Raw genomic sequence first — 14,319 nt, 5'->3', positions numbered from 1 at the left:
GGTCAGAATGGGTGGGTGATCAAGGGCAGCCAAATCAGCGGTGCCCTGCGGCAGGCCATGCCGGACGCCGGTGCGGCCGCGCGCAGCCTGCTTGGCATCCTGATCGTGGCCGCGATCGCCCTGTACTGGGGCCCCGCGGGGGCGGGGACCTCCGCGGCTGCTACAGCCGCGATCGCCGGGGTGACTGCGCTGCAGGACAGCCCCCTTGGGCGGATACCGCTCGTCGTCACGGTCTCCGCGCAGGCGGGTGCCGTCGTACTGCTCGGCGGACTCACCGCCGGCCCCAGCGCGGTGTTCGTGGGTGTGGTGGCGGTGTGGTGTTTCTTTGCCGGACTGCAGTGGGCGATAAGCGCACACGCCGGACTCATCGCCGCGGCGGCGGGTGCGCTGCTGGTCACGCAACCCCCGCAGTCGGCCGCGGCGGCCGCGGTATCCGCCGTCTTCGCCGTGGCCGCCGGTCTGACGCAGGCGGCGCTGATCGCGGTATGGCCTCCAGCAAGCTGGCGGGTCCGGCGAGAGGCTCTGGCCCGGGCATACCGTTCGCTGAGCGCCGACGCCCGAAGCCTGGCCGCCGACCCGGATGCGCGTGTGGACACCGTGCAGCTGATGGAGCTGCGGGAAGCGTTCACCAGCAACGCCGTTCAGCCGCACGCATACCGGGACTGGTACGGCCTGCCCGAACAGATCGCGGCAACGTTGACGGCGCTACGCGACAAGGCGAAAGGGCAGGACGCCTTCCCTGGGGTTTTTACCGCTGCCGCCGAAGTGCTCGCGGCGATCGCCGCCTCCAGCCGCAGCATGCGGCGGGATGCAGACAGTGCATTGCAGCGGGTTGACATAGCCGTCGCCGCGGTGAGCGGCCCGGAAGCTACTGTTGCACAGCATCTTTCGCGACAGCTTCGTCAGGCCGACGAACTTCGGTTCGGACAACGCGGCGTCACCGGCTGGTCCGGCGCGCTGAGAGCCGCAGCAGACGTCGTCTACGCGCAGCTGAAATGGACATCGCCGATATTGCGTCACGCTGTCCGGCTTGCCGGCGCTGCGGCGGCGGGTGTCGCCATCGCTCGCTTCGCCGATGTGGCGCAGGGTTATTGGATCCCGCTGACGGTGTTGTTGGTCATGCGGCCCGAAACCGCCCACACCTACACTCGGTGTGCCGGTCGGGTGGGTGGCATCGCCGCCGGAGTGCTGGTCGCGTCGTCCGTGACACCGCTGTGGCAGCCAACCGGTTTGGCCGCCGCGATCCTGGCGGCGGTGTTTCTCGGGGTCACCTACGCGGTGTCGGGGTTCGGATACATCGCGGTGAGCGCCGCACTCGCGACGACCATCGTGTTTCTTCTCGACGTCTCCGATGTCGCGACTTCGATCGGCGACACGCTGTTGGCGACGCTGATCGGTGGCGTGCTCGCGGTGCTGGCTCATGTGGTGTTGCCCGACGACGCCATGGTGCGGCTGCGCCAGCGTGCCGGCGAGCTGCTGAAGACGGAAATCGACTATGCCGCAACGGTGATCAAGGCGTTCGTGCACGACCTGGACCACCCCGCCGATGCGCTGGCGGCGGCGTGGCAGCGAGCGTTTCGGGCACGTTCGGCGTTCGAAGCCGCCACCGGGGCCACCCGAGTGGAGTCGCGGGAACTGCGGCGGTGGCTGCGGTCCTATCGCGCGGCGCTGAACAGCGTCACCAGCTCGTGCACCGCGCTGGAGGCCAGCCTGCCGACACATCCGTCAACGGCGCGAGGGCGCGACTTCGTGCTGGCCGTCGACGAGTATGTCGAGGCCCTGCGCGGCGATCGGCCCAGTCCCGCCAAACCCTGGAGCATCGACACCACGCAGTTGGCCGCCGCCAATCAGCGGCTGCGGGCGGTGCATATCGAATCCGATGACGGCGCGGCACGCGTCCTCGTCGCGGAGGTCGGCGCGATCACCCGCAGCCTGTCGGGCATCGCCCTCGATGACCGCGACGTCGCGGCCTCCTGAAGCGCGAAGCGCTACTCGCCGCGCAAGAACCGGGGCTGGATGAATACGCCCTCGGCTTCGACCGTCACGCCCTCCTCGTCGGCGAGGTGGCCGACGACATAGGTCTTCACGCCCTCGGTCCGGTCGATTCTGGCCTCCGCGTGTAACCGGCCCAGCCGGGTGGTGCGCAGGTAGCGCAACGTGATGGTGCCGGTGAAACGCGGCTCCGCCACGTTGGCCGCCGCCTCGCCGAGCACGTGATCGAGCACCAGCGCCGCGACTCCCCCGTGCACGTGGCCGGGCGGGCCTTCATAGGCCGCCCCCAGATGGAAATCGGTGAACGCCGCCCCTGACGCGTCGCGCTCGATCACCAGTGGCGGCGCAATCGGATTGCGGATCCCGATGACGGGATTTCCCCACGCCATCCGGTGCCCGCCGGTGGTGTAGCGAATACCGAATGCGCCATCGATCTGCTCTGCCCGCAGCCGCGCGGTCGCCGCATCGATCTCGGCCTTGACCGCGGCCACCGCCTCGGCGTCGACTTCAGTGCGGATCGTCGCGTCGACCAGTTCGCGGACCGACTCGGCCAGCGGCTGATAGACGGCGCGCATCCGTGCGACCTCCGCCGAGGTGACATCCCCGATGTGGGTGAACTCCAGCACAGCTGAACTAGAACATGTTTCTACTCTGCTGTCGAGTTGCGGGTCGTACGCTGCGATGGTGATAGACACCGCCACCGTAATCGTGACGCTGCTACTCGCGGCGCTGTTCGCGTTCTCCGCCAGCATCAAACTGCTCGGCGTCTCGAAGTCGCTGGCGATCCGGGATCATCTCGGGGTGTCGCCGATCCAGTGGCGGCTGATCGGGGTGCTGGAACTCGCCGGTGTCGCCGGCGTGCTGATCGGGCTGCTCTGGTCGCCGATCGGAATCGCCGCGGCGATCGGCCTCACCCTGCTCTCCATCGGGGCCGTCGCCTTCCACTTGCGCGCCTCCGATCGCGCCGTCGACATCGCGCCCGCGGTGATCGGCGTCGGGCTGGCCGCTGCGACGGCGGTGCTGCACACCCTGTAGATCTGGCCATCGCCCGCCGCGGCCCGCGCTGCTGAATTATCGTGCGAGTCATGACGGTTTCAGCCATCCCGCTGGGCGAGACCGAGCCGTATTACGACCTGGGCTCCTACCATCGGCCGATCGAAACGCCGTCGCCGCAAGCGGAAATCTGGTTCGACCGCGGATTGGTGTGGGCGTACGCGTTCAACCACGACGAGGCGATCCGGTGCTTCGAGCGCGCCCTGGACCTGGACCCGGATCTGGCCATCGCCCGCTGGGGCATCGCCTACGCCATCGGCCCCAACTACAACAAGGCATGGGAGGCGTTCGACCCGGTCGACGTGGCCGCCTCGCTGGCCCGCGCCCGGATGGAACTCGGCCTTGCCGGTAACGGCCGAGCGTCGGCAACCGAGCGCGGATTGATCGAGGCGTTGCAGGCCCGCTTCCCCACCGACGACCCGAACGACGCCGACGCGCTGCATGCCGGCCACTCCGGATACGCCGACGCGATGGCGGCCCTGGCCGAGGTATATCCCGACGACGTCGACGTACAGGCGCTGGCCGCAGACGCGCTGGTGAACGTGACCGCCTGGGCGTTATGGGACACCCGCACCGGAGAACCGGCGCCGGGTTCACGAGTCGTGCAGGCCAAGCGGATACTCGACGACGCGCTGGCCACGCCGGCCGGCCGCGAACATCCCGGGGTCTTGCATCTGTACCTGCACACCATGGAGATGTCGGCCACCCCGCAGGACGCACTGCCCGCCGCCGACCTGCTGCGCGGCCTGGTGCCCGACGCCGGCCACCTCCAGCACATGCCAAGCCACATCGATGTGCTGTGCGGCGACTACCGAAACTCGGTGGTGTCGAATCTGACTGCGGTGCAAGCAGATCGCCTATTTGTCGAGCGGGAGGGGCCGCTGAACTTCTACTCCCTCTACCGCGCGCACAACCTGCACTTCGTCGTCTACTCCGCGATGTTCGAGGGCAAGCTTCAGGTCGCATTGGAGGCGGCCGACGAACTGGCGTCCCAGCTCACTCCGGAATTGCTGGCCATCGAATCCCCGCCGATGGCCGACTGGCTGGAAGCGTTTGTGCCGCTGCGAACCCACGTGCTGGTGCGCTTCGGCCGGTGGGACGACCTGATCGCCGTGCCGCTGCCCGATGACACCGAGCTGTACTGCTCCACCACCGCAACCATTCACTACGGCCGCGGCGTCGCGCACGCATCCAAGGGACAACTGCCACAGGCGCGCGCCGAGCGGGAAGCCTTCGCCGCCGCGTATGAGCGCATCCCAGACACCCGATACCTGTTCAACAACACCGTCCATGACATTCTGGCCGTCGCCGCTGGGATGCTCGACGGCGAAATCGCCTACCGTGACGGCCAATTCGACGAAGCGTTCGCGCACCTGCGGCGCGCAATCGAACTCGACGACGCCCTGCCGTACGACGAACCGTGGGGCTGGATGCAGCCGACTCGGCACGCCTACGGCGCGCTGCTCCTGGAACAGGGCCGGATCGAGGACGCCGCCGAGGTTTACGCCGCCGACCTCGGCCTGGATCCCACGCTGAGCCGGCCCTGTCAGCACCCGGCCAACGTGTGGAGCCTGCACGGCTATCACGAATGCCTGCAGCGGCTGGGCCGCACCGCCGAGGCGGGGATCATCGGTCAACAACTCGCGCTGGCCGCGTCGCGCGCCGACGTGGCGATACGCGCGTCCTGCGCCTGCCGGTTCGATAGCTGAGGGCCTTTCCATCGCTCTGCGTAAACTCCGGCCTGTGGCCATCAGCGACGAAGACCTCGAACGGCTCGGCCGCTGCGCCGAACTCGCCATCGCGCCCGGGGCCGTCGTCGACGGACCGGCCGCCACTCTTGCCGACGCCGTCAAGTCGCTCTACGGGGCGAAGTACCGGCCGTGACGGAACCGGCGTGGATCGAGCACGCGATCTGGTGGCAGGTCTACCCGCTCGGCTTCGTCGGCGCGTTTCCCTCCGACCCGCCACCGACCGCCGACGAGCACCGGCTGCGCCGGATCGTCGAATGGCTCGACCACGCCGTCGAACTCGGCGCGTCCGGTATCGCACTCGGGCCGATATTCGACTCCCGCACGCACGGCTACGACACCACCGACCACTATCGCATCGACCCGCGGCTGGGTGACGACAAAGACTTCGACCGCCTCGTCGACGAGGCGCATCGGCGCGGACTGCGTGTCCTGCTCGACGGTGTCTTCAACCATGTCGGCACCGACTTCCCCCGCTACCGTGACGCCGTCACCGGCCACGACAGCGCCTGGTTCCGCCGCCGCGGCGACCACTTCGACACGTTCGAAGGACACGGCGAGCTGATCGCGCTCAACCACGACAACCCGGACGTCGTCGCCTACACCGCCGACGTGATGAAGCATTGGCTGGGGCGCGGGGCCGACGGATGGCGCCTCGATGCCGCCTACGCCATCCCCAACGGGTTCTGGGCGCGGGTCCTGCCCCAGGTCCGGCAGAAATTCGGTGACGCGTGGTTCGTCGGCGAGGTGCTGCACGGCGACTATTCGGCGCGTGTCCACCAGGCCGGCTTTGACTCGGTCACCCAGTACGAGCTGTGGAAGGCGATCTGGAGCAGTCTGAACGACGACAACTTTCACGAGTTGGACTGGGCGCTGGCGCGTCACAACGACTTCCTCGACGCCTTCATCCCGATGACCTTCATCGGCAACCACGACGTCACCCGCATCGCCAGTCGGCTGGAGAACACCCGTCACCTCGAGCATGCGCTGGTCATCCTGCTGACCGTCGGCGGCACTCCCAGCGTGTACGCCGGTGACGAGTCAGCGTATCGCGGCGTCAAAGAGGAGCGAGTCGGCGGCGACCACGCCGTGCGGCCGGAATTCACCTCTCCTCTGATGGGAGTCGACGAACACGGCCACGACATGTTCCGGTTGCACCAGTATCTGATCGGGCTGCGCCGACGGCATCCGTGGCTGCACGCCGCGAGAACCTCCACCTTGCGGCTGACGAACTCCCAGTACGTTTACCAGACACGCTGCGACTCGGATACGCTGCTGGTGGCCCTCAACATCGACGTCGCCCCAATGACGTTGTCGCTGAGCGAATTCGGACTTGGCGAAGGGCAGATCGTCGCGGGATCCGGCGCGCCGCCACAACAGGTGGTTGCTCACACCGAAATCGAGCCGCACGGGTGGCTGATTGTCGCACCGGCCCGATGAATCAGGACAGCCGCGCCAGCGTTGCGGGATCCTGCTCGCCGCCGTAGAACTTCTCCAGGACTGCGAGGAAATCACCATTGTCATCGGTCGACCGCGCGAACAGCGTCATCGACGACCGCACCTTGACGTAGTCGGGCCAACCGACGATCTCTTCGATCGAACGGCCCTCGATCTGCGACACCAACCGGGCGCACTCCCGTAAGCGGGGCCCAAGCAACGGGTGCGCCAGGTATGCACGCGCTTCATCGGTGGATGAGATGCCGAATCTCGCCGCGGTCGGGCTGCTGCCCAAACCCCGCATTTGCGGGAACACGAACCAGATCCAATGGCTTCTTTTTCGACCGTCGCGCAGCTCGTCGATGACGGTGTCGTAGACACGGTCTTGCGCGTCCACAAACCGCTGCAGGTCATACGGATCGTCGGGCACCGCCATGTCGCGATTTCCTCACTGTGGTGATGTTCTAGGTTTCACCAGTTAGTCTTCGCCGGGCAGCGGATTACTCGCGAAAGGATGCCCATGCCGCCTTTGTCGCCGGGCCATCGACGAGCGGCGAGCATATGTCCTGCGGACGCTGGCCGCGGCCCGCGACTAATAATGCCGGTGCCATGAAGCGCCGAATGCCGAGACCTCGCGAGCTCGCGGAACTGATCCGCTTCAAGAAGCCCGGGCTGAACCACACCCAACGACGGCTGGCGGCGGCGCTGACCATCGACGATCTGCGCAGAATCGCCAAGCGGCGCACCCCAAAGGCGGCATTCGATTACGCCGACGGCGCGGCGGAGGAGGAGTTGTCACTGGCTCGGGCGCGGCAAGCCTTCTGCGACATCGAGTTTCACCCGACCATCCTGCGCAATGTCGCCGAAATTGATACCGGCGCTGACGTGCTCGGCGGCCGGGTAGTACTGCCATTCGGGATCGCACCGACCGGGTTCACCAGGCTGATGCACACCGAGGGTGAGATCGCCGGCGCACACGCCGCCGCCAGGGCGGGTATCCCCTTCACGTTGTCCACGCTGGGAACCACCTCCATCGAGGACGTCAAGGCGGCAAACCCTCATGGACGCAACTGGTTTCAGCTGTACATGTGGAAGGACCGGGACAGGTCGATGGCACTGGTTGAACGTGCCGCCGCAGCCGAGTTCGACACCTTGGTGGTCACCGTTGATGTTCCGGTCGCGGGCGCGCGGCTGCGCGACACCCGCAACGGCATGTCCATACCGCCGGCGCTCACGTTGCGCACGGTGCTGGACGCGGTGCGTCATCCTCGGTGGTGGTTCGACCTGCTGACCACCGAGCCGCTGTCATTCGCGTCCCTGGACCGCTGGCCCGGCACGGTGGCCGAATACCTGGACACCATGTTCGACCCGACGGTGACGTTCGAAGACTTGGCCTGGATCAAATCGCAATGGCCGAACAAGTTGGTGGTCAAGGGAATCCAGACGTTGGAAGACGCCAAGTCGGTGGTGGACATCGGCGCCGACGGCATCTTGTTGTCCAACCACGGCGGCCGCCAGCTGGACCGCGCGCCCGTCCCGTTCCATCTGCTGCCCAGGGTCGCGGGTGAACTCGGCGGGCACACCGAGATTTGGCTGGACACCGGCATCACGTCCGGCGCCGACATCGTGGCGGCCGTGGCCCTCGGCGCGCGCTTCACACTGATCGGGCGGGCCTACCTATACGGCCTGATGGCCGGCGGCGAGGCCGGCGTCGACCGCGCGATCGAGATACTGTCCGGGCAGGTCAGCCGAACCATGCGGCTGCTCGGCGTGACCTGTCTAGAGGAGCTCTCGCCACGGCATGTGACCCAGCTCTTCCGGCTGTCCCGGGACGCGGGGTAGCACCGCTCAGCGGGTTGCCAGCAGCGCGTATTGGGCGGCCGTCTTCTCCTTGACACTCGATGCGGTGTTGGCACGGACCACGGTGTAGAAGTTGTCGAAGGCGAGCCGGCAGGCGAACCCCGGCACAATCGGGGGCGGGTTGTCTAGCTGGAAGCAGCGCTCGTTGGGCACGCTCGAATCGGCGTCGATCTCGTGTTCGCGGCCGGAGTTTTCGGCAATGAACTCGGCCGACATGTCAAGGGCGGCCTGATGATCGCGCAACCGGTACAGGTGCTGGTCGCCGGAAACGGCCAGCCGATCCACGCCCCATTTCTGGTAGAGCTTGTCCTTGCGGATCGCCGGCAGTTGATCCCGCAGGGCGCCGACGGGGCCGTAGACGGCGAACGCCGGCGACGGGGGCGTCTGCCGGTCGGGATCGGTGGTGACCATGCGGGCAAGCAGCCCGTCGGGATCACGCGGCAGCGCAGGGATGTCCGCCACCGGCGTGGGCTTGAAGTCCCGCAGCAGGGCCTGTTCGGCGTCCAGCACCGGGTCCAGGTCGCCCACGCGCTTTTCGATGCCGTCCGGCGGAGCTTCGAACATCAACCGCAGGACAAATGGCCCGATCGGAGTGTCGACCAAGAGCGCGCCGGTGCCGGGCGTGAACCGCGCGTTGACCTCGGGATGCTTGGGCAGCGGCACCGCGACGGTCTTGGCGAAGTCGTTCCAGTTGGCCACCTCAAGGGCCGAGGCCGCGTCGCGGGCTGCCTTGTCGTCCGGGAAGCGCAGCAGCATGATCGACAACCCGACATAGGACGGCGGCGCCGAGCCGTCGTCCAGTCGAGGGGTGTCCGCGTAACTGGCGCGATTACCCGCGACCCAGCCGTGTTGGTCGAGCACGCGTTTTCCGGCCTCCCCCATCACGGGCAGCAGGCTGGCCGTCTCGGGGATGGGATCGGCCTGCCACAGGTAGATCATCGGGGAATCGAACTGCGAGGTGTCGGCGACCGCCTGCGCCATCCGGATTCCCTCCAGCACAGTGCCTTCCGGCAGTGAAGGCTGGTTCTCGATCGTGCGTGCCGTCGTCGAGTAGGTGCCCACATTGAGCTTGGCCAGGTCGACGTCGGTGCCTCCGTCGCCGCAGCCGGCGGCGAGCATGCACACCGCTGTTGTGGTCACCATCGCGCGCCACAGTCGAGACCGCCAGCTGATCCGCCACGTCATGGTGTCGACGTTAGCGCCGCAACGCCACGTGTGTTCGCACAGGTCACACCCCAGGCGGCTAGCGCCGAGTCCGCGCCGAGTCGCAATCGTTAGGCAACCGCGACATCGCAACCCGGTGTTGGTACGCGTGTGACGCATGTTGCGCGTGTTTCACTACGCACGCGAAAGCAACGGCGATTGCTTGTGGCATGTAAAGAAAGGTGGGTTGGTTGCCGTTATGAAGTTCGTCAGAAAGATTCGAGGTACGTGGTTGCGCCGGCTGGTGGTGGGTGCTGTTGCAGCGGCAACACTGCCCGGGCTGATCGGCTTCGCAGGTGGTTCGGCGACCGCGGGCGCGTTTTCCCGGCCGGGCCTTCCGGTCGAGTATCTGGATGTGTTCTCCCAGGCGATGAATCGCAATATCCGCATCCAGTTCCAGGGTGGCGGGCCGCACGCGGTCTATCTGCTCGACGGTCTGCGGGCGCAGGACGATTACAACGGCTGGGACATCGACACCCCGGCGTTCGAGTGGTACTACGGCTCCGGGCTCTCGGTCGTCATGCCGGTCGGTGGCATGTCCAGCTTCTACACCGACTGGTATCAGCCGTCTCGGGGCAATGGTCAGGACTACACGTACAAGTGGGAAACGTTCCTGACCCAAGAGCTTCCCGCGTGGTTGGAGGCCAACAAGGGGGTGTCGCAGAACGGCAACGCGGTGGTCGGCGTCTCGATGTCCGGCAGCACCGCGCTGACCTACTCGATCTACCACCCGCAGAAGTTCATCTACGCGGCATCGCTGTCGGGCTTCTTGAATCCGTCCGAGGGTTGGTGGCCGATGCTGATCGGTCTGTCGATGAACGATTCCGGTGGATACAACGCGGAAAGCATGTGGGGCCCGTCGAGTGATCCGGCCTGGCGGCGCAACGACCCGATGGTCAATATGGGACAGCTGGTCGCCAACAACACCCGGATCTGGATCTACTGCGGCACCGGCACGCCGTCGGATCTCGACGGTGGGACCCAGGGCGGCAATTTGATGGCGGCGCAGTTCCTTGAAGGGTTCACGTTGCGGACCAACGTCACCTTCCGGGACAACTACGTCGCGGCGGGCGGCGCCAACGGGGTGTTCAACTTCCCGCCGAACGGGACGCACAGCTGGGGCTATTGGGGTCAGCAGCTGGAGCAGATGAAGCCCGACCTGCAACGGGTGCTGGGCGCGTCCCCCACCGGCGCGTAACAGCACCTCCCTTCAGTGGGCCTGTCGCCACCCGGCGGCAGGCTCACTGCTTTCTGCGGGAACAAATCCCTCCACCGCAGGGTTGAGTCCAGCTGACTGAACTTTGGAGGATTCCGATGGCTGAGGCCAAATCAGTGCCGGTGGTGTTCGTCAGCGAGCCGATCGTGCTGCCGGGAATGGTGGTCCCGATCGAGCTCGACGATGCCGCCCGCACTGCCGTGGACGCCGCGCAGGCCAGCGAAAACGGCGAGTTGCTGATCGCCCCGCGGCTGGACGACCGCTACCCCACCTACGGCGTGCTGGCGTCGATCGTGCAGGTCGGACGCATTCCCGGCGGCGGTGCGGCTGCCGTCGTCCGCGGTGACCGGCGGGCCCATATCGGTTCCGGCACCGCCGGCCCCGGTGCGGCACTGTGGGTCGAAGTGACCGAGGTCGCTGACACGGAAGCCGACGAGGACACGAAGGCGCTGGCCGCCGAGTACAAGAAGCTGCTGCTGGCCATGCTGCAGCGGCGGGAAGCCTGGCAGATCATCGACTTCGTCAACAAGCTGACCGACCCGTCGCAACTGGCCGACACGGCCGGGTACGCCTCGTATCTGACCGACCTGCAGAAGCGGCAGCTGCTGGAGACACCGGACGTCGCCGAGCGGCTGCGCGCGCTGATCGACTGGACCGGCGACCACCTCGCCGACGTTGAGGTCAACGACAAGATCGCCGAGGACGTCCGCGACGGCATGGAGAAGACGCAGAAGGAGTTCCTGCTGCGCCAGCAGCTGGCCGCGATCCGCAAGGAACTCGGCGAGGGCGAGCCGGATGGGTCCGACGACTATCGCGCCCGCATCGAGGCCGCTGACCTACCCGAGAAGGTGCGGGAGGCCGCGCTGCGCGAGGTTGGCAAGCTGGAACGTTCCAGCGAGCAGAGCCCCGAAGGCGGGTGGATCCGCACCTGGCTGGACACCGTCCTCGACCTGCCGTGGAACGTCACCACGGAGGACTCCACCGACCTTAAGGTCGCGCGGGAGATCCTCGACGCCGACCACCACGGGCTGGAAGACGTCAAGGACCGCATCGTGGAGTACCTGGCGGTGCGGGCGCGCCGCGCTCAGCGCGGGCTGCAGGTCGTCGGCGGCCGCGGTTCGGGTGCCGTGATGGTGCTGGCCGGTCCGCCCGGCGTCGGCAAAACCTCGCTGGGCGAGAGCGTGGCACGGGCGCTGGGCCGCAAGTTCGTTCGCGTCGCCCTCGGCGGTGTGCGCGACGAGGCCGAGATCCGCGGTCACCGGCGCACCTATGTCGGTGCGCTACCAGGCCGGATCGTGCGCGCCATCGGCGAGGCCGGCTCGATGAACCCCGTCGTGCTGCTGGACGAGATCGACAAGGTCGGCTCCGACTACCGAGGCGACCCGAGCGCCGCGCTACTCGAAGTCCTCGATCCGGCGCAGAACCACACGTTCCGCGACCACTACCTCGATCTGGATCTGGACCTCTCCGATGTGGTGGTCCTGGCCACCGCCAACGTCATCGAGAACATCCCGTCGGCGCTGCTGGACCGCATGGAGCTGGTCCAGATCGACGGCTACACCGAAGACGACAAGGTCGCCATCGCTCGCGACTTCCTGCTGCCTCGGCAGCGGGAGCGGGCGGCGTTGACGGCCGAGGAGGTCACGGTCACCGAGGCGGCGTTGCGCAAGATCGCCGCCGACTACACCCGCGAGCCGGGCGTTCGGCAGTTCGAGCGGCTGCTCGCCAAGGCGCTGCGGAAGGTGACCACCAAGCTCGCGGAGGACGACACCGTCCTGACCATCGACGAGCCCGATCTCGTTGAGTACCTTGGTCGTCCGCGGTTCACCCCGGAATCGGCCGAGCGCACGGCGGTGCCCGGCGTGGCCACCGGCCTGGCGGTCACCGGCCTCGGCGGCGATGTGCTCTACATCGAAGCCGGGTCCAACGACGGCGAGACGAGTCTGCAGCTCACCGGCCAACTCGGCGACGTGATGAAGGAGTCCGCGCAGATCGCACTGTCGTACGTGCGGTCGCACGCCGAGCAGCTCGGTGTCGACCTGGCGACGCTGGACCGCAAGATCCACGTGCACGTGCCGGCGGGCGCGGTGCCCAAGGACGGTCCGTCCGCGGGTGTCACCATGGTGACCGCCCTGGTCTCGATGGCCACCGGACGTCAGGTCCGCTCCGATGTCGGCATGACGGGCGAGGTGACGCTGAACGGCCGGGTGCTGCCCATCGGCGGGGTCAAGCAGAAGCTGCTGGCCGCGCAACGTGCCGGTCTGTCAACGGTTTTCATCCCGCAGCGCAACGAGCCCGACCTGGACGACGTCTCGGCCGAGGTGCTGGAAGCGCTCGAGGTGCGGCCGATGACCGACGTTGCCGAGATCGTCGCGCAGGCGCTGGAGCCGGCGGCAGGCGGTACCGCCACCGTCGCCGCCTGACCTGTCGGTGCCCGGCGCTACCGTCGTTGCATGTTGCGTCCTGAAAGTTGGACTGGACTAGCGGGTGGAAGTCCCGTCCCGGTAGGTACCGGAGCGCCGGGTAGCAGGCCCCGGTTCGTTGCCGAGAGGTGGCGGGCTGAGCGGGGCGTCGAGAGCCTCTTTGGAGGGAGCAAGCGTGCGGGCCGTAGTGCCATCAGGTGCGAGTCCTGCAGCCTCGTCAGAATCACAATGGGGGAGCCGAGCCGCTCATTTCACGGTGAAGGCCATGCCCGGCGGTATTGGTGTTCCAGACCGTCCGCTGTCGGGTTCCTCCGGGGTACGGGGAGCGGCACGTACGCAGGGTTTCGTTCGGAACAGGAGAGACCCGTCTGTCCAGCCTTGTCAGCAAAGACCGGTCGTATAAGCCAATGGTGAAATCGAGCGGAGGGCAGCGGGAGTCCGACGGGGTCGTAGTACCGCAGATCACGGTGAGCAACGCCGTGGGAGGGAAGGGCCCCGACTTCGGTGGGGTCGGGGATGAAGGTAAGCGTGAGGGCATGACCGGGACCGCCCGGTCCATCTACCCCGGGGGCCGTCAGGTTCCTGTGAAAGTGCGACAACTTCAGAACCGGCTATGGGCTGCGGCCAAGCAGTCTTCGGGACGGCGTTTCCATGCCCTGTATGACCGCATCTACAGGAGTGACGTCCTGTGGGCGGCGTGGGAACGGGTCCGAGCTAATCGTGGCGCTGCTGGCGTTGACAGAGTGACGCTGGCGGCGGTGGAGGACTACGGCGTCGAGCGGATGCTGGACGAGCTATCCGTGGACCTCCGTGCAGGCAGCTACCGCCCGGCGCCGGTGCGTCGGGTGGAGATCCCCAAACCGGACGGCCGCAAGCGGCCGTTGGGTATCCCGACCGTGCGGGACCGGGTGGTCCAGCAGGCCACCAAGTTGGTCCTCGAACCGATCTTCGAGGCCGATTTCTTGGACTGTAGTTACGGGTTCCGGCCTCGTCGGTCAGCGACCGATGCGATGGAAGCGATCCGGATGGCGTTCCCCCGAGGGCAGCAGTTTGTCTTCGAGGCCGACATCCGGGACTTCTTCGGCAGCATCGACCATGGCCGCCTCATGGCGATGGTCGAGCAGCGTGTTTCGGATCGTCGGGTGCTCAAGTTGATCCGGCAGTGGTTGACCGCAGGGGTGCTGGTCGAGGGGGTGCGTGTCGAGACGGTCTCCGGCACACCCCAGGGCGGGGTCATCTCCCCGTTGTTGGCCAACATCTTCCTGCTCCACTTCGACCGGGCCTGGGCCGAGCACGGCGTCGGCGAGCTTGTCCGCTACTGCGACGACTTCGTGGTGTTGTGCTCATCTGCCCACCAGGCCCAGCGTGCCCACCACCAGGCCAGGCG

At 67.1% G+C, this 14,319-nt stretch carries 12 protein-coding genes; 9 read left to right on the top strand and 3 right to left on the bottom strand.

Features of this window, described 5'->3' with window-relative positions; translation table 11 throughout:
- Positions 1–15 precede the first annotated feature (15 nt).
- Positions 16–1,977: an FUSC family protein gene (locus ACRDU5_RS07705; RefSeq protein ID WP_526613892.1), complete on the top strand. Its 1,962-nt coding sequence runs from the start codon at positions 16–18 to the stop codon at positions 1,975–1,977.
- A gap of 11 nt (positions 1,978–1,988) precedes the next feature.
- Here the strand turns inward: ACRDU5_RS07705 and ACRDU5_RS07700 are convergent, their stop codons facing one another.
- Positions 1,989–2,618 carry a PaaI family thioesterase gene (locus tag ACRDU5_RS07700; protein ID WP_526613891.1) on the bottom strand — a complete coding sequence of 210 codons (630 nt, stop codon included), beginning with the start codon at positions 2,616–2,618 and terminating at the stop codon, positions 1,989–1,991.
- A 55-nt stretch (positions 2,619–2,673) separates the two neighbouring features.
- On the opposite strand from ACRDU5_RS07700, the gene ACRDU5_RS07695 reads away from it, so the two are divergent.
- Genes ACRDU5_RS07695 through ACRDU5_RS07680 form a run of 4 tightly spaced genes read left to right on the top strand, consistent with a single transcriptional unit; the run spans position 2,674 to position 6,233 of the window.
- Positions 2,674–3,027: a DoxX family protein gene (locus tag ACRDU5_RS07695; RefSeq protein ID WP_526613890.1), complete on the top strand. Its 354-nt coding sequence runs from the start codon at positions 2,674–2,676 to the stop codon at positions 3,025–3,027.
- 50 nt (positions 3,028–3,077) lie between these two features.
- Positions 3,078–4,754 carry a tetratricopeptide repeat protein gene (locus tag ACRDU5_RS07690; protein ID WP_526613889.1) on the top strand — a complete coding sequence of 559 codons (1,677 nt, stop codon included), beginning with the start codon at positions 3,078–3,080 and terminating at the stop codon, positions 4,752–4,754.
- A gap of 34 nt (positions 4,755–4,788) precedes the next feature.
- Entirely contained in the window at positions 4,789–4,929 is a 141-nt protein-coding gene (locus ACRDU5_RS07685) for a hypothetical protein (protein WP_526613888.1), read from the top strand.
- Complete coding sequence (locus ACRDU5_RS07680; protein WP_526613887.1) at positions 4,926–6,233, top strand: alpha-amylase family protein; 1,308 nt, start codon at positions 4,926–4,928, stop codon at positions 6,231–6,233. The genes ACRDU5_RS07685 and ACRDU5_RS07680 overlap by 4 nt, the downstream gene beginning before the upstream one ends.
- A gap of 1 nt (position 6,234) precedes the next feature.
- Here the strand turns inward: ACRDU5_RS07680 and ACRDU5_RS07675 are convergent, their stop codons facing one another.
- Positions 6,235–6,666 carry a DUF1810 domain-containing protein gene (locus ACRDU5_RS07675; protein WP_526613886.1) on the bottom strand — a complete coding sequence of 144 codons (432 nt, stop codon included), beginning with the start codon at positions 6,664–6,666 and terminating at the stop codon, positions 6,235–6,237.
- A gap of 125 nt (positions 6,667–6,791) precedes the next feature.
- Between ACRDU5_RS07675 and ACRDU5_RS07670 the strand changes: the two genes are divergently transcribed.
- Complete coding sequence (locus ACRDU5_RS07670) at positions 6,792–8,072, top strand: alpha-hydroxy acid oxidase (protein WP_526613885.1); 1,281 nt, start codon at positions 6,792–6,794, stop codon at positions 8,070–8,072.
- A gap of 6 nt (positions 8,073–8,078) precedes the next feature.
- Here the strand turns inward: ACRDU5_RS07670 and ACRDU5_RS07665 are convergent, their stop codons facing one another.
- Positions 8,079–9,275: a DUF7373 family lipoprotein gene (locus tag ACRDU5_RS07665; RefSeq protein ID WP_526613884.1), complete on the bottom strand. Its 1,197-nt coding sequence runs from the start codon at positions 9,273–9,275 to the stop codon at positions 8,079–8,081.
- Positions 9,276–9,492: 217 nt separating this feature from the next.
- Here ACRDU5_RS07665 and ACRDU5_RS07660 point away from each other — a divergent pair, with 217 nt between their 5' ends.
- From ACRDU5_RS07660 to ltrA, 3 genes are all read left to right on the top strand, one after another.
- Entirely contained in the window at positions 9,493–10,491 is a 999-nt protein-coding gene (locus tag ACRDU5_RS07660; RefSeq protein WP_526613883.1) for an alpha/beta hydrolase, read from the top strand.
- Between the two features lie 116 nt (positions 10,492–10,607).
- Positions 10,608–12,932 carry an endopeptidase La gene (lon, locus tag ACRDU5_RS07655; protein WP_526613882.1) on the top strand — a complete coding sequence of 775 codons (2,325 nt, stop codon included), beginning with the start codon at positions 10,608–10,610 and terminating at the stop codon, positions 12,930–12,932.
- Between the two features lie 407 nt (positions 12,933–13,339).
- The coding region (gene ltrA, locus ACRDU5_RS07650; RefSeq protein WP_526613881.1) for a group II intron reverse transcriptase/maturase at positions 13,340–14,319 on the top strand (980 nt) is incomplete at its 3' end.

Source organism: Mycobacterium sp., assembly GCF_050701515.1.
Taxonomy (GTDB): domain Bacteria; phylum Actinomycetota; class Actinomycetes; order Mycobacteriales; family Mycobacteriaceae; genus Mycobacterium.
This window is presented reverse-complemented; position numbering and strand designations above follow the sequence as displayed.